The 24,418-nt window shown below is 44.7% G+C and carries 15 protein-coding genes; 11 read left to right on the top strand and 4 right to left on the bottom strand.

Features of this window, described 5'->3' with window-relative positions; translation table 11 throughout:
* Positions 1 to 101: 101 nt before the first annotated feature.
* From hisS to der, 4 genes are all read left to right on the top strand, one after another.
* The gene (hisS, locus tag RGE70_RS05170) at positions 102 to 1,376 is read left to right on the top strand and encodes a histidine--tRNA ligase (RefSeq protein ID WP_310470467.1); all 1,275 of its coding nucleotides are present in this window, start codon (positions 102 to 104) and stop codon (positions 1,374 to 1,376) included.
* Positions 1,377 to 1,390: 14 nt separating this feature from the next.
* Entirely contained in the window at positions 1,391 to 2,011 is a 621-nt protein-coding gene (locus RGE70_RS05175; protein WP_310470468.1) for a YfgM family protein, read from the top strand.
* 11 nt (positions 2,012 to 2,022) lie between these two features.
* Positions 2,023 to 3,210 carry an outer membrane protein assembly factor BamB gene (gene bamB, locus RGE70_RS05180; RefSeq protein WP_310470469.1) on the top strand — a complete coding sequence of 396 codons (1,188 nt, stop codon included), beginning with the start codon at positions 2,023 to 2,025 and terminating at the stop codon, positions 3,208 to 3,210.
* 86 nt (positions 3,211 to 3,296) lie between these two features.
* Positions 3,297 to 4,772 (top strand): ribosome biogenesis GTPase Der, encoded by a 1,476-nt coding sequence (gene der, locus RGE70_RS05185; protein ID WP_310470470.1) that lies wholly within the window; start codon positions 3,297 to 3,299, stop codon positions 4,770 to 4,772.
* A gap of 106 nt (positions 4,773 to 4,878) precedes the next feature.
* Here the strand turns inward: der and RGE70_RS05190 are convergent, their stop codons facing one another.
* Entirely contained in the window at positions 4,879 to 5,535 is a 657-nt protein-coding gene (locus RGE70_RS05190; RefSeq protein ID WP_310470471.1) for a Qnr family pentapeptide repeat protein, read from the bottom strand.
* A gap of 459 nt (positions 5,536 to 5,994) precedes the next feature.
* On the bottom strand, positions 5,995 to 7,344 hold the full coding sequence (xseA, locus tag RGE70_RS05195) for an exodeoxyribonuclease VII large subunit (protein WP_310472922.1): 1,350 nt from the start codon (positions 7,342 to 7,344) through the stop codon (positions 5,995 to 5,997).
* Positions 7,345 to 7,464: 120 nt separating this feature from the next.
* On the opposite strand from xseA, the gene guaB reads away from it, so the two are divergent.
* The 3 genes from guaB (at position 7,465) to tadA (ending at position 11,364) form a co-directional block, all read left to right on the top strand.
* The gene (gene guaB / locus RGE70_RS05200; protein ID WP_310470472.1) at positions 7,465 to 8,937 is read left to right on the top strand and encodes an IMP dehydrogenase; all 1,473 of its coding nucleotides are present in this window, start codon (positions 7,465 to 7,467) and stop codon (positions 8,935 to 8,937) included.
* Positions 8,938 to 9,067: 130 nt separating this feature from the next.
* The gene (guaA, locus tag RGE70_RS05205) at positions 9,068 to 10,645 is read left to right on the top strand and encodes a glutamine-hydrolyzing GMP synthase (protein WP_310470473.1); all 1,578 of its coding nucleotides are present in this window, start codon (positions 9,068 to 9,070) and stop codon (positions 10,643 to 10,645) included.
* A 182-nt stretch (positions 10,646 to 10,827) separates the two neighbouring features.
* Positions 10,828 to 11,364, top strand: a complete 537-nt coding sequence (tadA, locus tag RGE70_RS05210; protein WP_310470474.1) for a tRNA adenosine(34) deaminase TadA — start codon at positions 10,828 to 10,830, stop codon at positions 11,362 to 11,364.
* A 215-nt stretch (positions 11,365 to 11,579) separates the two neighbouring features.
* Here the strand turns inward: tadA and mltF are convergent, their stop codons facing one another.
* Positions 11,580 to 13,001, bottom strand: coding sequence for a membrane-bound lytic murein transglycosylase MltF (gene mltF, locus RGE70_RS05215; protein ID WP_375087932.1), 1,422 nt, complete (start codon positions 12,999 to 13,001; stop codon positions 11,580 to 11,582).
* A 290-nt stretch (positions 13,002 to 13,291) separates the two neighbouring features.
* Between mltF and purL the strand changes: the two genes are divergently transcribed.
* From purL to cydX, 4 genes are all read left to right on the top strand, one after another.
* Positions 13,292 to 17,173 carry a phosphoribosylformylglycinamidine synthase gene (gene purL / locus RGE70_RS05220; RefSeq protein WP_310472923.1) on the top strand — a complete coding sequence of 1,294 codons (3,882 nt, stop codon included), beginning with the start codon at positions 13,292 to 13,294 and terminating at the stop codon, positions 17,171 to 17,173.
* Between the two features lie 1,198 nt (positions 17,174 to 18,371).
* Entirely contained in the window at positions 18,372 to 19,928 is a 1,557-nt protein-coding gene (locus RGE70_RS05225; RefSeq protein WP_310470476.1) for a cytochrome ubiquinol oxidase subunit I, read from the top strand.
* Between the two features lie 14 nt (positions 19,929 to 19,942).
* A complete protein-coding gene (gene cydB / locus RGE70_RS05230) occupies positions 19,943 to 21,082 on the top strand; it encodes a cytochrome d ubiquinol oxidase subunit II (protein WP_310470477.1) in 1,140 nt (379 codons plus the stop codon).
* 15 nt (positions 21,083 to 21,097) lie between these two features.
* Positions 21,098 to 21,214 carry a cytochrome bd-I oxidase subunit CydX gene (gene cydX, locus RGE70_RS05235; RefSeq protein ID WP_310470478.1) on the top strand — a complete coding sequence of 39 codons (117 nt, stop codon included), beginning with the start codon at positions 21,098 to 21,100 and terminating at the stop codon, positions 21,212 to 21,214.
* 112 nt (positions 21,215 to 21,326) lie between these two features.
* Here the strand turns inward: cydX and RGE70_RS05240 are convergent, their stop codons facing one another.
* Positions 21,327 to 24,413 (bottom strand): efflux RND transporter permease subunit, encoded by a 3,087-nt coding sequence (locus RGE70_RS05240; protein ID WP_310472924.1) that lies wholly within the window; start codon positions 24,411 to 24,413, stop codon positions 21,327 to 21,329.
* Positions 24,414 to 24,418: the final 5 nt, after the last annotated feature.

Below are 24,418 nucleotides of genomic sequence, written 5' to 3' on the forward strand. Positions count from 1 at the left end.
GATTTTTTGTGGGTAAAATATCTCATTTTACGTTTAGTATTGAAACGCCTATAATGCAGGGCGTTTTTTATTTTTACATAGCAAATTTGGCGAATCGAAAAGTGGCAAAACAGATCCAAGCGATCCGCGGAATGAACGACATTCTGCCGACCCAAAGTCCTATATGGCAAAAACTTGAAACCGTGCTTAGAGAAACTGTAAGTTCATACGGTTACAGCGAAATTCGTACTCCTATCGTAGAAAGTACTGATCTTTTTAAACGCTCTATCGGTGAAGTTACTGATATTGTTGAAAAAGAAATGTACACCTTTGACGACCGTAACGGCGACAGCTTAACGCTACGCCCAGAAGGTACAGCGTCAACGGTACGTGCGGGTAATGAACATGGTTTACTGTACAACCAAGAGCAGCGCCTTTGGTATATGGGTCCGATGTTCCGCCATGAGCGTCCACAAAAAGGTCGCTACCGTCAGTTCCATCAGTTTGGCGTAGAAGTATACGGCATTCCAAGTGCAGACATAGACGCTGAAGTTTTAATGTTATCTGCCAAGCTATGGGAAAAGCTCGGGATCACAGAACATGTCACGTTAGAGCTGAACACCCTTGGTGATCCTCAAGAACGTGCAGCGTATCGCGACGCCTTAATCGCTTTTTTAGAGCAGCATAAAGAAGCGCTTGATGAAGATAGTCAGCGCCGCATGTACAGTAATCCACTTCGAGTTTTAGACTCAAAAAGTGCGGCTGTTCAAGCGTTATTAGCTGACGCTCCGGCATTAATGGATTACTTAGGCGAAGAGACACGTTCACATTTTTCACATTTGTGTGAACTCTTAGAGGCTGTTGGCATCCAATACAAAATCAACCCTCGTTTAGTGCGTGGTTTAGATTACTATAACCGCACTGTTTTTGAGTGGGTGACGTCAAGCTTAGGTTCACAAGGCACTGTTTTAGCCGGTGGTCGTTATGATGGCTTAGTGGGCCAGCTCGGTGGAAAACCAACACCTGCTGTTGGTTTTGCTATGGGGCTTGAACGGATTGTTTTGTTGCTGCAAACATTAGAGCTAGACAAAGATATCAAACCTGTTGTTGATGTGTACGTAACAGCAATGGGTGATAGCTGCCGTGTTGAAGCAATCAAAGTTGCACAAGATTTAAGAACAAGTTTGCCAACTCTGAAAGTAATGACCCACTGTGGTGGCGGTAACTTTAAAAAACAGATGAAGCGAGCAGACAAAAGCGGTGCCGCTGTAGCACTGGTTATTGGTGAAGATGAAGTTGCTAATAATCAAGTTGCAGTTAAGCACCTTCGTCAAGATAAAGCACAAGAATTAGTTGCCCGAGACGCATTGGCGACATATATTGCAGAACTGATTTAAAAGGGGAAGTACACGTGGAAGTCTATAGCACAGAAGAGCAACAAGTAGATGCTATCAAACAGTTCTGGAAAGATTACGGTACCTCAGTTGTAATAGGTGCAGTTGTCGGTTTAGGTGGATTATTTGGTTGGAACAAGTTTTCTGACTACCAATTGGCTCAAGCAGAAGCTGCTTCTGAGTCTTTTCAAGCTCTAAGTAGCCAAAATGCTGCTGAAGAGGCGATGCTAAGCGCTGCCGACACTTTTGCAAAAGAGCATGGTCAGCAAGGTTACCAATCACTTTTAGAGTTGATGGTAGCTAAGTCAGCGGTTGAAACTGGCGATTTAGCAAAAGCAGAAGCCACATTGAAAAGTGTGATTGCGGCAAATGTTGATAGCAGCATTGTACTCGTTGCCACTACTCGTCTTGCACGTGTACAGGCTGAACAAGGTCAATATGCAACTGCTATTGCTACGCTTGAGCAAATCACAGATGTTGCTTCAATGGCACAGCGTGAAGAATTAAAAGGTGATTTCCTTGCTCGCCAAGGCGAAACAGCAAAGGCGAAACTGGCCTATCAAGCTGCGGTAGAAAATGGTGGTGCTATGAGTAGCCCAACATTACAAATGAAGCTTGATAACTTAAACAAGGCATAAGGAATCTGCCCATGAAGTCTTGGTGCAAAACACTGCTCGCATGTGGATTGAGCATAGGAATGCTATCTGCCTGCTCATCTAGTGATGTTGAAGAAGAACCTATTTCTCAACTGACTGAAATTGAAGCAAGCGTTTTTCCAGCAGTAAGCTGGAGCGCGGATGTAGGTTCAGGTGTGGGTGATTACTATTCACGCTTACGTCCTGCAGCACGTTATGACAAGATTTTTGTCGCTGACCGTTATGGTAAAATCGTCGCCTTTGATGAAGCTACTGGTGAAAAAGTTTGGGATAAAGATTTTAGCTCACTCTTTAGAGACAATATTTTAGCTAAAAACAAAGGTGCACGTTTAGCCGGTGGTGTTACGGCTGCACGTAACAAGGTCTTTGTGGGTGGCGAAAGCGGCCTAGTGGCGGCTTTTGATGCTGACACAGGTGAGCACTTGTGGCACGTTATCGCAGGTGGTGAAGTGTTATCAGCGCCAACTGTCGGTGACGATATCGTTGTGGTTAACACTGGCTCAGGCACACTTGAAGCCTTTAATGTTGATGATGGCGAAAAGCGTTGGGTTTATGAAAACCAACTGCCAACACTTACATTGCGTGGTACTGGTTCTGCTGCCTATGATGCCGGCGGTTTCTTTGTTGGTACCGCAGATGGTAAAGTTGCTGTAGTAATTAAATCTAACGGCCAGTCTGCATGGGCACAATCGATTTACACGCCAGCAGGCGGTAATGAATTTACGCGTATGGCCGATGTTGACATGAAACCTGTAATTGTTGGTGAAAACCTCTATGCAGTAAGTTACAACGGTAACTTAGTTTCAATGGAATCACGTACGGGTCGTATCGTTTGGACACGTAAGTATTCAAGTTTCCATGAACTTGCTTACTCAGGTGCAAGCCTGTTTGTTGTTGACGACCATAGTCGTATTTACTCTGTAGACAGGCGAAATGGTCTAGAGTTATGGAGTAATGCAGAGCTAATTAATCGTGGTTTAACCGCAGCAGTTGCGTTTAAAGATTACGTTGTTGTTGGTGATTTTGAAGGTTATCTGCACTTTATGAACAAGTCCGACGGAAAAATAGTTGGTCGTATTCAAGTAGATAGCTCAGGTTTGTACAGTCAACCACTGGTTGTTAATGACAACCTTTATGTACAAACTCGTGGTGGACAAGTGGTTCGCGTAACACTTCCGTAAGCCTAATAGTTGTAGATGATAAGGCCCCTGGATGTGTATTCCGGGGGCTTTTTAGTTAATAGAAATGAAGTAATAGAGGCAATAAAATGATTCCTGTTGTGGCCCTTGTTGGGCGACCAAACGTTGGTAAGTCGACCCTTTTTAACCGACTTACCCGTACCAGAGATGCCCTAGTGGCAGATTTTCCTGGGCTAACTCGGGATCGTAAATACGGTCGAGCGCATTTGGCTGGTTATGAGTTCATTGTGGTTGATACCGGTGGTATTGACGGCACTGAAGAAGGGATTGAAACCCGCATGGCGGAACAGTCATTAGCGGCAATTGAAGAAGCTGATGTTGTACTGTTTATGACCGATGCTCGCGCTGGCTTAACGGCTGCCGATTTAGCGATTGCACAGCATTTACGCAGCCGTGAAAAAACAACGTTTGTTGTCGCCAACAAAGTTGACGGTATCGATGGTGATTCAGCTTGTGCTGAATTTTGGTCTCTGGGTCTAGGTGAAGTTTACCAAATGGCTGCTGCGCAAGGCCGCGGCGTGACCAACATGATTGAATATTCGTTAGCACCATATGCCGAAGCGATGGGGATCGTTAAGCAAGGTGATGACGAAGAAGATGAAGCTGAACGCGAATACACGGAAGAAGAAGCGGAAGCTGAACAAAAACGTCTACAAGATCTACCGATTAAACTCGCCATTATTGGTAAGCCAAACGTAGGTAAGTCAACGCTGACCAACCGTATTTTGGGTGAAGAACGCGTTGTAGTTTACGATGAACCTGGTACCACTCGTGACAGTATTTACATTCCAATGGAACGTGAAGGTCGTGAGTATGTACTGATTGATACAGCAGGTGTTCGTCGCCGCAGTAAGGTACATGAAACAGTCGAAAAGTTCTCTGTGATTAAAACCCTAAAAGCGGTTGAAGACTGTAACGTTGTGCTGCTTATTATTGATGCTCGCGAAGGTATTGCAGAGCAAGATTTAGGGCTACTTGGCTTTGCCTTGAATGCTGGTCGTGCGTTGGTGATCGCCGTCAACAAATGGGATGGTATTAATCAAGAAGTTAAAGACCGCGTTAAGAGTGAGCTTGACCGTCGCCTTGGTTTTATCGACTTTGCACGCATTCACTTTATTTCGGCACTACACGGAACAGGTGTAGGGCATTTATATGAGTCAATAGAAGAAGCTTACGACAGTGCTACTAAGCGTGTAAGTACAGCAATGTTGACCCGTATTATGCAAATGGCGCAAGACGATCATCAACCACCATTGGTTAACGGTCGCCGTGTTAAGCTTAAGTATGCTCACGCCGGTGGTTACAACCCGCCAATCGTGGTTGTACACGGTAACCAGGTTAAGAAACTACCTGATTCATACAAGCGCTACATGATGAACTACTACCGTCGTTCGCTTAAAATCATTGGTACGCCGATTCAAATTCGTTTCCAAGATGGCGCTAACCCATTTGAAGGTATGAATAGCAAGAAGCTAACAGTGAGCCAAGAACGTCGCCGTAAGCGTATGGTTGGTCATATCCGCGACAAGAAAAATGAAGGTTAATTCTTGATTTGTGTCGTTAATTTGATTGCTATGTCTTAGATTAAAGGAACCCTCGGGTTCCTTTTTTGTTGCCTGGCGGCATCTTATTACTTGACCAGCTAGGGTCCTATTCTGGGTAAACCACAATGCCCAGCGTATCGAGGATCTGCTCTTGCTGCCAACCACAGATTTTTATCCCCGAAGTATCGACTTTTCGAGGATCTAACCCACCGAGTTCAGCGTGACATAAATTTGCGCCTTGTAAGTTAAACTGCCCCCATACATCTTCAGAAAAAACGCCTCTACTTAAGTCAGACTCTTTTAATGATGCGCCCAGTAAGTGAGCTCCTATCCAGCGATTTTCGAACAGCTCACATTTCTCTAAACAAAGTTGCTCCATATTGACATAAGAGAGGTTGCAGCCGGTGATAAACGCAGAGCAAAAATACATTTTCTTACTGACCTGCATGGCAAAGTTAGCACGGCAAAAATTGGCGCCTTTTAAATCACAATCACGAAACTCAATGCCGTAGCAATTGGCGTGACTGAAGTTGGCCAGCGATAGCTGACATCTTTGAAAACTAGCATCGCGAAGGTCGGCGATATCAAAATGGCAACCTTCTATATCACCACGTTCAATGAATTTGCAGTCAATAAAACTTGTATCACGCAGGTCTGCGCGACTAAAGTCACAGCGAACAAATGTACAAGAGTTGAAACGCAGTTCCTTTAAGTCCTGATGAGCAAAACTATGGTAATGATAAGTGTGGTTATAGGTTTCCATAATGACACCGACTCTTAGCATAAAGTAAAATCAATACTATCAATTGGGTGATACAGAGTCATTAGAAACACCACGTTAAAGTTGGTCTCAAAATAGTGCAGTTATCATGGTTTTATAGGCCTGATGACAACCAACGAAACCATAAATTTTGCATGCTAAATAGCTAAAGCATGATTCACTCATGAAGACAGTATGATTTGTTTGATTTGTTTGATTTGTTTGACTGTTTCTGGATATACCCTTGGTTTAATGTCCTTGGGTTAGCGCGTGCGCACCAATTGCAGTGACACTATGAAATTCAATTACTGGAGGCTTGGCCATGACGACGATATTAAGCGCTTACAGTGTTATCTCAATTCGGTTAGAAAAATCAGTTCTTAGTCGTTAACGCCAGCATTGCCAATGTAAATTGAAATTGGTTGCCTTGCCACACAGTGCGACAAGGCAACCAATCGCGAGCTAACCTATATCTGGCAAGGTTGAGGTAACGGTTGAGGTGACGGTTCCATCTTTAAGGCGTGTGGTTAAAGTGTCGCCCACAAGGGTATCGTCAGCGGCCTGTACTACTTTACCTTTGCCATTTAAGGTAATGCTGTAACCTCGGCTCAATGTTGCCAATGGACTAACGGTATCGAGCTGCTGCGCGCGATGCGCGATGCGTTGCTCGCTTTGTGTTAATTTATCGGTCATGAGTGTAGTGAGCTTATCGCCCAGGTAGCTTAAACGTTGGCTTTCTAAATTAAGTTGGTGTTGCGGCGATTGGTTAGCGAGCCGGCTGCCCAAGTGCTGCTGCTTTAACGTTAAACTGTGCAGCTTTGACTGTAATGCTTTTTGTAACCTTAGCTGCATTTCATCAAAGGTTTGCTCGTACGTTTGCAAGCGGCGTTGAGGGTCGTGTTTTTGTAGGCGGTGTTCTGCCGTTTGTAATCGATTTTGTTGCTTTAACTGGTAATGCTGCCAGCTCTGTTTTAACCGTGATAGCACAGCGGTAAGTTTTTGGGCTTTATTGCCCGCATCATTAGATAATAGCTCTGCACCTGCAGACGGGGTTGGCGCGCGAAGGTCGGCGACGTAATCGCTGATGGTGGTATCTACTTCATGTCCGACAGCAGACAAAACAGGAATACCACTGTTATAAATTGTGTGGGCTAAGCCTTCATCATTAAAACACCATAAGTCCTCTAATGATCCACCACCACGGCTGACCAGTAATACATCAACTTCTGCGCGAATGTTCGCTTGTACAATGGCATTACAAATACTCTTGGCTGCATCAGCGCCTTGCACGGGAGTGGGGTAGATAATCACTTCGATAGAAGCGTCGCGACGCGCCAGAACGTGCAAAATATCGCGTATTGCAGCTCCAGTAGGGGAGGTGACCACACCTATACGTTGAATATTTTGCGGTAACGGACGTTTAGTGTCAGTGGCAAACATTCCCTCGGCGGCTAGCTTCATTTTTAGCGCTTCATATTGTTGCGCCAGTAAACCATCGCCAGCAGGCTGCATTGATTCTATCAGTAATTGGTAGTCGCCTCTGGGCTCATAAACACTGATATTACCTTTAACTAATACTTGCTGCCCGTTAGCAGGACGAAAAGTCACCGCTTGATTGCGCCCTTTAAACATGGCACAGCGGATCTGCGACGAATTATCTTTTAATGTTAAATACCAGTGGCCAGAACCGGGCGCTGCAAAGTTAGATACCTCAGCATTTAACCAAATTCGGCCCAATTGCCCCTCTAAAAGCTGTCTGACTTCGCCGTTGAGTCGAGATACGGTATAAATGTTGTTTTTTGGGGTTTTCATCATCATTTCATACACAAATACTAATTATTGTCTATTTTCCATTTACCAACCTATATATGCAAGGTATAATCTCGCCGCAATATTTAACCTCTAAATCCTACTCTCTTGGGGAGATGTTGCATGCTAAGATTAAAAAAAGAAGCGTTAACGTTTGATGATGTGTTGCTAGTTCCTGCGCACTCCACCGTCCTCCCAAATACTGCCGTTGTTAAAACTCGTCTTACCGATAAAATTGAACTCAATACACCTATAGTGTCAGCTGCGATGGATACCGTCACAGAGTCACGTTTAGCAATTGCGATTGCTCAAGAAGGTGGCTTAGGTTTTATTCATAAAAATATGACGATTGAACAACAAGCTGAAGAAGTGCGCAAAGTAAAAATTTACGAAGCGGGCATTGTTCAGCAGCCAGTAACTGTGACGCCTACCACCACCCTTGCCGACCTTAAAGTGTTAACCGTTAAAAACGGTTTTGCGGGTTACCCTGTTGTTAACAGTGCCAACGAACTAGTGGGTATTATTACAGGCCGTGACGTGCGTTTTGTTACTGACTGGAGCCGGACAGTTGATCAGGTAATGACGCCTAAAGAGCGCTTAGTAACAGTACCTGAAGGCACTAAGCTTGATGAAGTTCAAAAGCTGATGCATTCTCACCGCGTTGAGAAAGTATTGGTTGTTGATGACAACTTTAAGCTTAAAGGGCTTATCACTGTTAAAGATTTCCAAAAAGCTGAACGCAAACCAAATGCCTGTAAAGACGAATTAGGTCGTTTACGCGTTGGTGCTGCAGTTGGTGCCGGGCCAGGTAATGAAGAGCGCGTTGATGCTTTGGTTAATGCTGGCGTTGATATTCTACTTATCGATTCATCGCACGGTCACTCTGAAGGCGTATTGCAGCGTATTCGTGACACTCGCGCAAAATATCCTGAGCTACAAATTGTTGGCGGTAATGTTGCAACAGCTGAAGGTGCATTAGCACTGGTTGACGCTGGTGTTAACGCCGTTAAAGTGGGTATTGGCCCAGGCTCAATTTGTACTACGCGTATTGTAACTGGCGTAGGCGTACCTCAAATTACAGCGGTATCAGATGCTGCAGAAGCGGTTAAACACTTAAATATTCCGGTTATTGCCGATGGCGGTATTCGTTTCTCAGGTGATTTAGCCAAGGCGTTAGCAGCGGGTGCATCATGCATCATGGCTGGTTCTATGTTTGCTGGTACTGACGAAGCACCTGGTGAAACAGAGCTTTATAATGGTCGTACTTATAAGTCATACCGCGGTATGGGTTCATTAGGGGCGATGACACAAACACAGGGGTCGTCTGACCGTTATTTCCAAAGCGATAACGCCGCAGACAAACTTGTACCAGAAGGCATTGAAGGTCGTGTTGCTTACAAAGGTAAGCTTAAAGAGATCATTCACCAGCACATGGGCGGTTTACGCTCATGTATGGGGCTAACTGGTTGTGAAACCATTAAAGATCTTAACGAAAAGGCCGAGTTTGTAAAAATTACCTCTGCAGGTATGGGTGAGTCCCATGTGCATGATGTGACCATCAGCAAAGAAGCGCCGAACTACCGTTCAGGTTCTTAATAGTTAAACAAGGCGACAATGGCTGTCGCCTTTTATTTATCTATTAATCATAAGAGTGCAGTAAATATCGCCTAGAACTATAGCGGCACTCAAGATGTTAACCACAGTAAATACAAAGATAAGGTACCCCATGAGCAATATTCATGAGCATAAGATCCTCATTCTCGATTTTGGATCGCAATACACCCAGCTGATTGCCCGCCGTATTCGTGAAATTGGCGTTTATTGTGAGCTTTGGGCTTGGGATGTTTCCGAAGAACAAATTCGTGGTTTTGCCCCTAATGGTATTATCCTCGCCGGTGGCCCTGAAAGTGTCACTGCCGAAAACTCTCCTCGCGCCTCAGAATACGTTTTTAACGCTGGCATTCCAGTGTTGGGTATTTGTTACGGCATGCAAACTATGTCAGAACAGCTTGGCGGTAAAGTGATTCAAGGTGTAGGCGAAGGTGAATTTGGTTACGCCCAAGTGGAAGTGCAAACACAATCAGCGCTATTTAAGTCGATTGAAGATGCGGTAAGCGAAACCGGTAAGCCATTACTTGATGTATGGATGAGCCATGGCGATAAAGTATCTGAAATCCCAGAAGGGTTTGTTACAGTCGCTAAAACTGAAACCTGCCCATATGCGGCGATGGCCAATGAAGATAAAAAATTCTATGGCGTACAGTTTCACCCAGAAGTGACTCACACCCGTCAAGGTAAGCGTATGCTGGAGCATTTTGCACTTGATATTTGTGGCTGTGAAGCCAAGTGGAAACCCGCTTCAATTATCGAAGATGCGATAGAGCGTTTAAAGAAACAGATTGGTGATGACGAAGTTATTTTAGGCTTGTCTGGTGGCGTTGATTCGTCAGTGGTTGCTATGTTACTTCACCGTGCAATTGGCAAAAAGTTAACCTGTGTATTTGTTGATAACGGTCTACTTCGTCTAAATGAAGCTAAGCAAGTCATGGAAATGTTTGGCGACCATTTTGGACTGAATATTATTCACGTTAATGCTGAACATCGCTTCTTAGAGCAAATGGCTGGAGAAGCTGATCCAGAAGCTAAGCGTAAAATCATTGGTCGAGTATTTGTTGAGATTTTTGATGAAGAATCTAAAAAATGTGCCAATGCTAAATGGTTAGCACAAGGGACTATTTATCCTGATGTGATTGAATCTGCAGGTAGCGCCACCGGTAAAGCCCATGTGATTAAGTCGCACCATAACGTGGGGGGATTACCCGATGATATGGAAATGGGACTCGTTGAGCCATTACGCGAGTTGTTTAAAGATGAAGTCCGTAAGATTGGCCTTGAGCTAGGCCTGCCGTATGACATGCTTTATCGTCATCCGTTCCCAGGGCCAGGTTTAGGCGTACGTGTATTGGGCGAAGTGAAAAAAGAATACTGCGATTTACTTCGTTTAGCAGATGCTATTTTCATTGAAGAGTTACACAAAGCGGACCTTTACAATAAAGTAAGCCAAGCGTTTACGGTATTTTTACCGGTTCGCTCTGTAGGCGTAATGGGCGATGGCCGTAAATACGATTGGGTTGTATCGTTACGCGCGGTAGAAACTATCGACTTTATGACAGCACATTGGGCGCACTTACCTTATGATTTCTTAGGCCGAGTGTCTAACCGAATTATTAATGAAGTTGACGGTATTTCGCGCGTTGTCTACGATATTTCAGGTAAGCCACCTGCGACGATTGAGTGGGAATAACCTTCCGATTATAATGACTGTGTATTAAAGGTGCTGCGGCACCTTTTTTTATGCTTGTTTGAGCCTATTTACCATATTAATGGTTACTATTAGCGCCGCGATGTATTAACCACAGTTATGCTGCAGCTTAGCGTTAATCGTTACGCTGTTTTTGACACCTATCAAGGTTTTTGGAGTTTGCTTTGTCACAGTTTGAATCCCAACAGCAACAAGATATTCATTTCATGAAAATGGCGATGAATATGGCCGAAAAGGCAGAGGCTAAAGGCGAAGTACCCGTTGGGGCGGTATTGGTTAAAGACGGCGAGGTGGTCAGTGCCGGTTTTAACTATAGTATTGGCCTGCATGATCCCAGTGCGCATGCTGAAATGCAGTGTTTGCGTCAGGCTGGTCAAGTTTTGCAAAACTACCGGCTGATTGATAGCACTTTGTACGTCACATTAGAACCTTGCGCCATGTGCGCAGGGGCAATCGTGCATTCAAGGGTGAGTCGTCTAGTGTTTGGGGCACAAGATGAAAAAACCGGAGCGGCTGGCACGGTTATCGATATTGTGCGCCACAGTGCGTTTAATCATCAAGTTGAGGTGACATCGGGGGTGCTTGATACCGAATGTTCAGAGCAGTTAAGCGCTTTTTTTAGGCGGCGTCGAAAAGAGAAAAAAGCGGCCAAAGCGCAAGCAAAAATAGCGGCCGCAAAGGCTAGTCTGCAGGACGAATAAAAATAAAAAAGTGTTTCTGTCTATAAAGTACACGTAGGTGGCGCGCTTTAAGTTGAGTACGACGGCGAGCAGCAATATTGTTAATCGCTTTCTTTCTCATGAGATCTCCAGAACAAAATTTAAGACAACAGCGAAGTGCCATTATATTAAAGTTAAATAAATTGGCCTTAATATAATTGTTTTAAGAACCAATAACTGCGATAGATCTCGTTTAATTATTGTGACTGCTCACTTTTTGATACTTGAGGGCGATTATCTGCCGTTTGCGTACCATCTTCTTTAAGCTCAAGAAGCAAGTTCTGGTTATCAATCCACACTAACGTGTCGTAATAGCGGCGGATGCTATCAACATAGTGCACTGCTTCATTGCCACGGGCGTAACCATAACGCGTATTTTTATAATACTTACGCTTTTGTAGCAGTGGTAACACTTCTTTGATGTCGCGCCAAGCGCTGGGGTTTAGCCCCATTTTGTCTGCTAATTTTCGTGCATCTTCAACATGACCAAAGCCAATGTTATAAGAGGCCAGTGCAAACCACATACGTTGGTTTTCAGGGATCGACTCTGGTAATCGTTCCAGCATGCTGTTGAGATATTTGGCGCCGCCTTTAATACTCTGAAACGGATCGAGGCGGTTTTTAATTCCTACCTGTTTGGCTGTTGGCAAAGTCAGCATCATTAAGCCGCGCACCCCGGTTGGCGAGCGCGCATTAGGGTTCCAATGTGATTCTTGGTAAGCGGTTGCAGCCAATTTTCGCCAATCAATTTTGTCAGCGTGTTTTTCAAATGAGGCGCGGTATTTTGGTAGCTTATTGTCAATGGCGCGAATAAAAGCGCGTGTGTCGACATAATCAAAACGAGCTACATGGGCAAAATACTTTTCATCTAAATAGGCGAGGGTGCCGTTGCGTTTTTCGATATGCCAAAACGCTAACAACTGGCTCATCAGTTGGTCGCTGTTGTTTGGAGGTAGTAGCCAAACCACAGGCTGTTTTTTCTTGAGAATTAATCCTTCACGTAGCTCAGGCATAAAGCGTCGGTTAATATCTAAGCTGGTTGAGTCTGAAATGGTATAGAGCAGCTCGCCACTGGCAATTAGGCTGAGAAGCTCTTCAGAGTCGGTATCCTTTTTTTGATTCCAAGTCAGATTGGGGTTGGATTTTTGCAATGTAGTTAGCGTATCGACAAAAGAAGAGTCCGTCATCACGGTTATCTCTCCCTGTAGCTTATTAATGTCTTTAGGTACCGGAGTACCTTGTTTGTAAACCAGTACTTGGTTGACACGATACAAAGGTGGGCCAACTCTAAATTGCTCTCGTCTCGATGGTGTATCGGCTAAACCCGCTGCGATTAAATCAATTTCTCCATGCCTTAATGCACGATACAGCTCATTAATATTGTTATAGGGCTTCATGTGCAATGTCAGCTTGAGGTAGTCAGCAAAGCGGGCGGCCATTTCATAGTCATAACCCGAGTCGCCTTGGCCTGAACTAAAATATATTTGCGGGCCAAACAGCGTACCGACCACTAGCTGGGTTCTAGGTTTTATTATGGGCGCTTTTTCTTGTTCCACGACCACTTTCTGGCAGCTAGCCAGTAGAGTGATACAGCATAGAGCAACAAAAAAACGTTTGATCATTATGAGTTATTAGCGCCTAAATTTAAAAAATAGCCGATGATTGTAGCACACTCTTAATTAGCGGAACAAAAACGTGATCTAGCGCAAGAAATACTACTGATAGTATGGCTGTAAATCATTAGTTTGCTGCATTTTTTTGTTGGCAAAGGGCCATTAAATTGCCTGCCTATTTTCCTGTATAGGAAACTCTGTTTTTGACAAAAACTGCGGATGATTTGTGCTAAACATTTCCTTATAATGGCGCCAGATCTGACCCTGCAATTATAATTATAAGGTGAAAAGACGTGATGGAGATCATTCGCGGAGCCCCTGCACTTTCGGCGTTTAGAGTACAGAAGCTGATGGAAGCTTGTGAAGCGGCAGCACTACCTGTGCGCCAAATCTATGCCGAGTTTACCCACTTAGCTGATTTGAAAGAATCACTCGATGAAAACGAAACTCAACAGCTTGAAAAAATCTTAACCTATGGCCCTGCTATCGAAGCACACCAGCCAGAAGGTCAACTCCATTTTGTCACCCCCCGCCCTGGAACCATTTCTCCTTGGTCATCTAAAGCAACGGATATCGCCCACAACTGTGGACTCGATAAAGTCGTGCGCTTAGAACGTGGTATCGCTTATTACGTAATTGCCGACGAACTCACGACTGAACAAACCAAGACGTTATCAGCACTATTACATGACCGTATGGTTGAGGTTATTTTAACCGACTTTAATGCGGCCAATGTATTATTTGCCCGTACAGAGCCGGCTAAATTTATCAGTGTTGATATTCTAGGTGAAGGCCGTAGTGCGCTTGTTAGTGCGAACACCTCCTTAGGCCTCGCTCTTGCTGAGGACGAAATCGACTACCTTGTCGAAAACTTCAAAAAGCTAGAACGTAACCCGCATGATGTAGAGCTGATGATGTTTGCGCAGGCAAACTCAGAGCACTGCCGTCATAAAATATTCAATGCAGATTGGACAATTGATGGCGAAGTACAGCCAAAATCATTGTTCAAAATGATTAAGAACACCATGGCTGTTACCCCTGACAACGTTCTGTCGGCGTATAAAGATAACGCTGCGGTGATGACAGGTTCGACTGCGGGTCGTTTCTTTCCAAATCAAGATGGCGTATACAGCTACCATACTGAGCCAATGCATGTTTTGATGAAAGTCGAAACGCATAACCATCCAACGGCGATTAGTCCATACCCAGGCGCTGCAACGGGTAGTGGTGGTGAAATTCGTGATGAAGGTGCTACTGGCCGTGGTTCTAAACCCAAAGCTGGTTTAACCGGTTTTAGTGTTTCTAACTTAAAAATTCCGGGCTTTGTGCAGCCGTGGGAAGCCGACTATGGTAAACCGGCCCGTATTGTTACCGCTCTTGATATTATGACTGAAGGCCCATTAGGTGGTGCAGCATTTAACAATGAGTTTGGTCGCCCTGCGTTAGTTGGATACTTCCGTACCTACGAACAGGAAGTGAACAGCCATAACGGCGTTGAAGTTCGGGGTTACCACAAGCCAATTATGTTGGCTGGTGGTTTAGGTAATATTCGTGAAGAGCATGTCCAAAAAGGCGAAATTACCGTTGGCGCTAAGCTGGTTGTATTAGGCGGCCCAGCGATGAACATCGGCCTTGGTGGTGGTGCGGCGTCTTCGATGACATCTGGACAATCAAGCGAAGACTTAGACTTTGCTTCAGTGCAACGTGAAAACCCAGAAATGGAACGTCGTTGCCAAGAAGTTATCGATCGCTGTTGGCAGATGGGTGCAGAAAACCCCATCCAGTTTATCCACGATGTAGGGGCTGGCGGTTTATCAAATGCTTTCCCTGAGCTGGTTGATGACGGTGGCCGTGGCGGTAAGTTTGAGCTGCGAAACGTACCGTCTGACGAGCCAGGTATGAGCCCGCTTGAAATTTGGTGTAACGAGTCGCAAGAACGTTATGTTATGTCAATTGCGCCAGAAAACTTAGCGACCTTCACTGCGATTTGTGAGCGGGAACGAGCTCCGTTTGCTGTTGTGGGTGTGGCAACTGAAGAAAAAGAGCTGATCCTTAGCGATGAACATTTCGAAGACCACCCGATTGATCTGCCGCTTGAAGTCTTGTTAGGTAAAGCTCCTAAAATGAGCCGCGATGTGGTGAGCGCTAAAGCGCAATCTGCAGCAATAGATCAAAACCAAATCGACGTTAAAGAAGCGGCGCATCGTTTACTGCGTTTACCAACCATTGCAGAAAAAACATTCTTGATCACCATTGGTGACCGTTCGGTGACAGGTTTAGTTAACCGTGACCAAATGGTTGGTCCTTGGCAGGTACCGGTGGCAGATTGTGCCGTCACTGCATCAAGCTATGACACCTATACTGGCGAAGCCATGTCGATTGGTGAACGTACGCCGCTAGCACTACTTGATTTTGGTGCGTCAGCGCGTATGGCGGTTGCAGAATCTATTTTAAATATTGCCGGTACTGACATTGGCTCATTTAAGCGTATTAAACTATCGGCAAACTGGATGTCACCTGCGGGCCACCCTGGTGAAGACGCTGGTTTGTATGAAGCGGTTAAAGCTATTGGCGAAGAACTTTGCCCTGACTTGTCATTGACCATTCCAGTTGGTAAAGACTCGATGTCAATGAAAACGGCTTGGGACGATAACGGCGTACAAAAAACCGTGACCTCACCAATGTCGTTAGTGATCACTGCGTTTGGTGTTGTGCAAGATGTGCGTAATACCGTGACCCCAGAGCTGCGTACTGATAAGGGCGACAGTGAGTTATTACTGGTTGATTTAGGCCTAGGTCAAAACCGTCTAGGTGGTTCTTGTTTAGCGCAAGTATACAGTGAACTTGGCGATATCGCGCCGGATCTGGATAATTCAGCTACCTTAAAAGGCTTCTTTGAAGTGATTCAGCCGCTTGTCGCTGACAAAGCGATTATGGCTTATCACGATAAGAGTGACGGGGGCTTATACACCACCTTGGTGGAAATGGCATTTGCAGGTCATACCGGCTTGAATATTGATATCAGTGCTTTAAATGGGACTGACGTTGAGCGTTTATTTAACGAAGAGCTAGGTGCTGTTATCCAAGTTCGTCGTGATCAGTCGGCTGAAATTACCGCTAAGTTTGCTGCTGTAGGCGTACCGTGTCTTAAGGTTGCAGAGCTAACAGCTACAGACAAAATTGCTATTTTTGATGGTCAGCGCGAAGTGTTAACCGAAACGCGTACTTCATTACGCACCATTTGGGGTGAAACAACTTATCGTATGCAGTCACTGCGCGATAACCCAGAATGTGCCAAAGAGGAACATCAGCTCAAGCAAGACGCTAATGACTTAGGTCTAACAGTTGATTTAAGCTTTGACCCAAGCGAAGACGTTGCCGCACCGTTTATCTTAAAAGGTGCTGCACCTAAAATGGCGATTATTCGTGAGCAAGGTGTTAACTCCCATATTGAAATGGCTGCAGCATTTGACCGTGCTGGATTCGAATCTACCGATGTACACATGAGTGATATTCTCAGTGGTCGCATTAGTCTTGAGCAGTTCCAAGGTCTAGTGGCTTGTGGTGGTTTCTCTTACGGTGATGTTTTAGGTGCGGGTGAAGGTTGGGCTAAGTCGATATTATTTAACCTACGTGCCCGTGAGCAGTTTAGTCAATTCTTTGAACGCAATGATAGCTTCTCGCTAGGTGTCTGTAATGGTTGCCAAATGTTGTCTAACTTAAAAGACATCATTCCGGGTGCCCAATTATGGCCACACTTTGTCCGTAACCGTTCTGAGCGTTTTGAAGCGCGCTTTAGTTTGGTTGAAGTGCAAAAGAGTCCATCATTATTCTTTGAGGGCATGACGGGTTCTCGTATGCCGATTGCTGTTTCACACGGTGAAGGTCGAGCAGAGTTTGCATCTGCGCAGGCATTAGCTGCGGCGGAAGCGTCAGGCACAATTGCACTGCGTTATGTTGACGGCAATGGGCAGATCGCGACTCAATATCCACAAAACCCAAATGGCTCGCCAAATGCAATTACGGCATTAAGCACCACCGACGGTCGAGTGACGATTATGATGCCGCATCCTGAGCGTGTATTTAGAACCGTTGCTAACTCGTGGCATCCAGATTCATGGGGCGAAGATAGCCCATGGATGAGAATGTTCCGTAATGTTAGAAAATCAATTGGTTAATTAGTCAACGCCTATAAATGCGAAAATCAAGTGTTCAAAAAGCCCCTTTAAAATAAGGGGCTTTTTTTATGCCGCAGAATAAACTTAGCTAAGTATCTATTAAACAATAGATTACTCGGCTCTAAGTGTTACATGTAATCCTAATTAAACGATTTTTATACCTGCAACTAAAAGTTGGGGGTTAGCTGTCTTTATTGGCAGTTTAATCAAAAGCCACCTCATTTTGTGAGTGTCTTTACTTGCCAAAATTTAGACAAAAAAAAGCCATTCATATTGCTACGAATGGCCGCTTTGCGCTAACAAAACTTCAAGACTAATCTTGCAAATAAAACTTAACTTACAGTTCTCTTGAGTTATAAAGCTCAACAAAAACACGCTGATAGCTGCTAACTAGACGATCAAAATACTTAGTCATAGTGGTAAATCCGCAATTAATTTATGGTGATTCTAGGAGCGGATCTTTCCGGGTAACGTCACCGGAACAACTAGACCGTCTCCTTAACTTGGTGCGTATTTTAGCCATATATAATAAGCGTATCAAACGAGTTAAATTATTTTTATTCATTAGTATATCTAATGCTTCTGCGTTCCTCTATTTGATTTTTAAAGTGGCAATTGTTTTAAGTTGTTGATTGATATCATTTTTTGTTTTCTGGTGGTTGTGTTGTACATTAATTTTGTTAACGCTTAATATGTTAATTGTCTGTTATTGTGGGTTTTGTGGTGCATTATTGCTTTGTCGGCTTAAGATGCTGTTTTTTGATGTTTTTGTTGTTTTCCTATCATGATTTTGCCTGGTTGTCGATTGCGTGCTGTGTGGGTTTGTGCGCTAGTGCACGTTACTTGTTGAAAGTGGATACATTGATTGATTTAAATCAATTTTTGGTGCTATAAAATAACTTGGAATTAGCGGTTTTATTCACTGCAAGTGACTGATAATAACTAATTTCTTACTCAGATATTCATTGTTTGTGATATTGATCACTTTTGCAGGGTATTTGCGGTGATAGGCTGCTTATTGTTGGTGGTTTTATCTTCAAATAACAAAAAACATGAATTACATAACAAATCGTAGTGAAAGTGGGCTTTTTTGAAATAACGAGCGTAGTTAACTACATAAATATTTCTACCTAGGCAGTCACTGTTGTTGATGGGGATTTTCCAATAGTGATTGGATGCATTACCTAAGGAGTAACAAATGATTTTAGAAGAGGTTGTTGAGCTGTCGCGCTTTCAGTTTGCGATGACTGCTATGTATCACTTCCTATTCGTACCTTTGACCTTGGGGTTAGCTTTCTTGCTAGCCATTATGGAATCACTCTATGTGATGACCAATAAGCAAATCTATAAAGATATGACCAAGTTTTGGGGTAAGCTTTTCGGTATCAACTTTGCGCTTGGGGTTGCTACAGGTTTAGCGATGGAATTCCAGTTTGGTACTAACTGGTCATATTACTCACATTATGTTGGTGACATTTTTGGTGCGCCGCTCGCGATTGAAGGCTTAATGGCCTTTTTCTTAGAATCGACATTAGTCGGTATGTTCTTCTTCGGTTGGGATCGCTTCAGCAAGCGTCAACATCTGGCAGTAACCTGGCTAGTTGCGTTGGGGTCGAACATGTCTGCGTTGTGGATTTTAGTGGCGAATGGTTGGATGCAAAACCCAGTCGGGTCAGTGTTCAATTACGAAACCATGCGCATGGAGATGACCAGTTTCTCGGAGGTTATATTTAACCCTGTGGCGCAGGTGAAGTTTGTGCATACAGTCGCGTCGGGTTACGTGGCTGGTGCCATGTTTGTATTGGCGATTAGTTCATACTATATCTTGAAAAATCGTGACTTACCGTTTGCTCGTCGCTCGTTTGCGATAGCGGCAAGCTTTGGTATGGCGTCGATTTTATCGGTTATCGTACTGGGTGATGAGTCTGGCTACAAAGTCGGTGAAGTACAACGTGTTAAGTTGGCTGCAATTGAAGCTGAATGGCACACTGAGCCTGCACCAGCGGCCTTCACGGTTGTTGGATTCCCGAACCAAGAAACGCAACATAATGACTTTGCGATTAAAATTCCCTATGCGATGGGCATTATTGCCACGCGTTCACTTGATGAGGAAGTGATCGGGATTAAAGACTTAATTGCAGATCATGAAGTGCGTATTCGTAACGGCATGGTGGCATATGGTTACCTGGAGCAACTACGAGCGGGTAACGAAACGCCAGCAATTAGAGCCGCATTTGAGGAGACCAAAGTCGATTTAGGTTATGGCCTACTCTTGAAGCGTTACACTGAAAATGTAGTCGATGCGACCGACGCGCAAATTAAAGCAGCCGCAAATGACTCTATTCCAAACGTTGCGCCTATGTTCTGGTCTTTCCGGATAATGGTTGGAGCCGGCGTGGTGATGTTGTTAGTTTTTGCGGCAGCATTTTGGCAAAGTACGCGTCATAAAATTGAAGAGAAAAAGTGGGTGCTTAAAGCCGCGCTGTATAGCTTACCATTACCATGGATTGCGATTGAAAGTGGTTGGTTTATTGCTGAGTATGGGCGTCAACCGTGGACGATTTCTGAAGTGCTACCTACGTTTATGTCAGCATCTAGTTTGTCAGTCGGTGATCTGTTATTTAGTATCATATCGATAACGGCTTTTTATTCGGTGTTATTAGTGATTGAACTTTATCTGATGATTAAGTTTGCTCGTAAAGGTCCAAGTTCTTTGAAGACTGGCCGTTATCACTTTGAAAACCTTGATGCCTAACTGGAGATCTGATTATGTTTGATTATGAAATGTTAAGATTAATCTGGTGGGCACTAATTGGTGTGTTGTTCATCGGTTTTGCGGTCACTGACGGCTTTGATATGGGCGTTGGAGCGCTGTTACCGATTATTGGTAAAGACGATACTGAACGCCGGATAATGATTAACTCGATTGCCCCGCACTGGGATGGCAACCAAGTATGGTTGATCACCGCTGGTGGCGCTTTATTTGCGGCTTGGCCTATGGTCTACGCGGTATCGTTTTCAGGTTTTTACGTGGCAATGATGTTGGTATTGTTTGCGTTGTTCTTACGACCTGTTGGGTTTGATTACCGTTCGAAGATTGAAGATCCAAGATGGCGTAAGTCATGGGATTGGGCATTGTTTGTTGGTGGCTTTGTACCGCCACTCATCATTGGTGTTGCGTTTGGTAATTTATTGCAAGGCGTACCGTTTAACTTTGATGAGTACTTGCGTGCAACTTACCACGGCGGATTCTTTGGGTTGCTTAATCCCTTTGGTTTATTAGCAGGTTTAGTGTGTGTCAGTATGTTTATGCTGCAAGGCGCAACATGGCTGCAAATGAAAACAGAAGGTGAGCTACGTGTTCGTGCCACTAAAATGTCGCAGTTGTTATCAATGCTGTTGTTTGTATTGTTCGGTGCCGCTGGTATTTGGCTAGTTACCGGTATTGATGGTTATGTTGTTACTTCAACTATTGATACTGCTGGCTTGTCTGATCCAGCACTTAAGACCGTTGCAGTAGAAGCTGGCGCTTGGTTAATTAACTATGACAAGTATCCTGTGACTATGCTGTTCCCGGTATTAGGTTTGTTGATGCCAATTTTAGTGTTGCTATCGAGCCGAGTGAATCGTTCAGGTTTTGCATTTTTCTTTAGCTCTGTTGGTATTGCGGCAGTGATTTTAACCTGTGGTGCAGCAATGTTCCCGTTTGTAATGCCGTCATCACTTGAGCCAAATGTTAGCTTAACCATGTGGGATGCTACAGCCAGTGAAGTGTCGCTTACGGTAATGACTTGGGCTGCAATTATCTTTGTACCAATTGTACTCAGTTACACTGTGTTCACGTACTTGAAGATGTTTGGCCGGTTATCTCGCGATTTCATCGAAAAGAACAAGACCTCACTATATTAAAAAGGAGCCTAGACTATGTGGTATTTTGCTTGGATTTTAGGCGTGTTGTTAGCCTGCTCATTCGGTATTATTAACGCCCTTTGGCTTGAAACAACAGAAAATATGGACCGGGAAACTGAAACTAAAGACTAACTTTAGACCCGTCGATAGATGATTAAGAGCCTCGCAATAGCGAGGCTTTTTTTATGATGGAGAAGAGATGAACACCGCGACTCTCAATTCGCTCAGGGACGTGCAATATCACCTAAAGCACAGGGTTTGAATCTCTCAGGTTTGGTTGGATAATTGGAGTTTTTTTAGGGCGCATAATGAGGTGATACATTGTCGGCACCCACACTAAAGAGAGTAAGGTCGTTAGTAATGTGCCGCCCGCAATGGCAATGGCAAAAGGTGGCCAAAAACCACCACCGGCAATAATTAACGGTAAAAAGCCGCCTATCGTAGTAATGGTGGTTGAACCTATATGGCGGCCACAGTTAGTAACAATATCAACAATTGTGTGGGTGTGCCCTTCACGTGTGGTTGGGTTTTCTTCAAGCTCCGCTAGAATAACAATCGCAGCATTAATCGCTAAGCCCATTAAGCCTAGTAAGCCAATAATAACGGTAAACCCAAATGGGTAGCCAAAGAGGTAAACGGCGAGTAACCCGAGCCCAGCCGACTGTATCGCGCTGAACAATATTATCGCGGTTAACCTAAATGAATTAAACGACAACACCACAGTTGTGATAAGTAACGACACTACTAACACGAGGTTAGACATTAAGTTACCCACCGCTTCGTCGCGCTTAGCGCTTTCACCGCCGATCTCAATTTTGTAACCACTTGGTAAGGCAATCTCACTGAGCTTGGTTTCAACATTGTCTAACACTGCCTGGGGTAACACCCCACTGCTAATGTAAGCTTCAATGGTATTAACCCGTTTACCGTCACGACGCGAAATAGCCCCACGACTCACTTGGACTTGGTTACTGGCTATTGCAGACAAAGGGATACCATTACCATTGCCCGATATCAGCATTAAGCCTAATACCTTGGTTTGCTCTTCGCGATTGCGATCATGCAAGCGTACTCTTACGGGGAGTGATTCTGTTTGCTCTAGCATGCTGCCACCATTAATTCCGGTGGTCGCCATTTGAATCTGTTGCGCAATATCAGTTAACGTCAAGCCGCTCATTAAGCTGGCGTCTTCGTTAACCTGTAACCAAAGCTTTGGTGCGCCAGCGCTTAATGTGGCACGTGTATGAATAACGTTGTTGGTTTCGCTGAGCACTTTTCTGACTTGCTCGCCTAGCTGTTTTAACTGGTCTAGGTTCGGGCCGAAAATGCGTAACTCTAACGGGGCATTAAAGGGCGGGCCTTGCTCGAGCTTTCTTACAATAATTTGTGCCTGTGGAAAATCTTTATCAAGTGATTGTTGTAATTGCGGAATGAGCCGGTTAGCGGTGGCAAAATTGTCAACTTTCACCATGGCTTGGGCGTAATTGCTAGCCCCTTGTTGGCGTTGTAAAAGGTTGTAATAAAAAGAGGGTGCATTGCCACCTATAACCCAATCAATACGGTTTACCCCTGCGACTAGGCGTAACGCCGTATCCATTTTTTCAACCTCAATTCGGGTATTATCAACACTGGCATGTGGCGCAAGGTAAACCTCTATTTGAAACATATCGCGGTCAGAAGGCGGAAAGAATTGCTCTGTCATTTGCGTGGCTGCAATAAAGCCCATTGCCGGCAGCACCCCAATTACTAACGCTGATAATAACGGACGTGAAAGTGCGAATGCTAAAGACGCTTTAAAAGCGTTACTCATTAACGGTAATCGGACTCCGTGATGATACCAATGGCTGCCTTTCCCCTCGACACCAAACCGACCTGCTAAACCAGCAATAATCGTGTGCGAAATAATAAAAGAACCCAGCAGAGCAAACATCACTGAAATCGCGATCCCGCCAACAAATTCACCGGCAGCACCTGGCATTAATACAATGGGGGCAAACGCAAGCATGGTGGTAATGGTTGAGCCAGCCAATGGCAGCCATAAATGCTTTAAGGTGTCAGACACCGCTTGCAGTTTGGTTTGTCCTTGTTGACGGCGCTGAGAAATAGCGTCCACAATCACAATGGCATTATCGACCATTATCCCTAATGCAACTACCAGCCCCGTGACTGACATTTGATGAATAGGCAAATCAACAAACTTCATGCAAGCCAGTGTAAATAAGGCTGTTAACGGTAATGATAATGACACAATGACCGCGTTTCTTAGCCCTAACGTAAGCATTAATACCGCTAAAATAATGACAAAGCCCAGTAGCAAACTGCCCACCAAGCCGCTGAGCCTGTCAGTCGTATAATGCTCTTGGTCAAACAGCCATTCGATTTCAATATTGGCTGGGATCCCAGCTTGCATCTCGTCGACCACCGTTCTGACCTTTTCAAGCCACAGATCAACGCGAGTATTGTTGAGCATGCGAGCGGCAACCATAACCCCTTGCTGTTGTTCAATAATGGCAATGCTGGAGGCGGGGGTTTTGGATTGACGGGTAATATTTGCCAGTTCGCCAAGACGAATGATTTGACCACTAGCGGTTACTTTTACAGGCACTTCTCTAATGCGAGCGATCGAGTCTAGCTCACCTGAGACTTCAACCAGTGCTTTAAAATTGTCGTTACTGATCTTACCCGCCGATATTTTTGCGTCGGCATTTTGTAATATTCGGGCAATGGCTTGCGGGGTTAGCTGCAATTGGTTAACCATGTGGCCGTCTAGCTGCACCAGGATCTCTTCAGTCGGTTGGCCGTAAAGCTTTACAAAATCGGTGCCGTTAAGCAGGCGCAGCCGACTTTGTAACTCTTTGGCATAACGGTTTAGCATGTCGGTTCGTACAGGGCCCGCACCTCGCCAAGCTATACCTAAAATGGCGGTATTGGCATAACCGACTTTATCGTCGAGAGTGGCATTTTGAGCTGAACTAGGCAGTAAGCTTGTGGCATCGGCAACCATGTCGCGAGCGCGTGACCAAACTGGGGCGGTGTCGATAACGCTGTCTTTAAGTTCGAGTTGAATCACTGAAATACCGGGGCGCGAGGTTGATTGCACCAGCTTTAGCTCTTCTAAGCGTCTTAACTCGCTTTCCAGTACCTCAGTCACTAATGCCTCGACTCGTTCGGCTGAGGCGCCCGGGTAGTGAGTCACCACTGACGAGAAGCGGTTAATAATATCGGGATCTTCCATGCGCGGCAGATTAGATATTGCTCCAAGGCCGGCAACCAATAACAGAGCGATGACCAGGCTAATTAAGCGGCCATTTTGCACTAATGCCTTCACCATCATCA

The organism is Shewanella youngdeokensis, from assembly GCF_033180165.1.
GTDB classification, from domain to species: domain Bacteria; phylum Pseudomonadota; class Gammaproteobacteria; order Enterobacterales; family Shewanellaceae; genus Shewanella; species Shewanella youngdeokensis.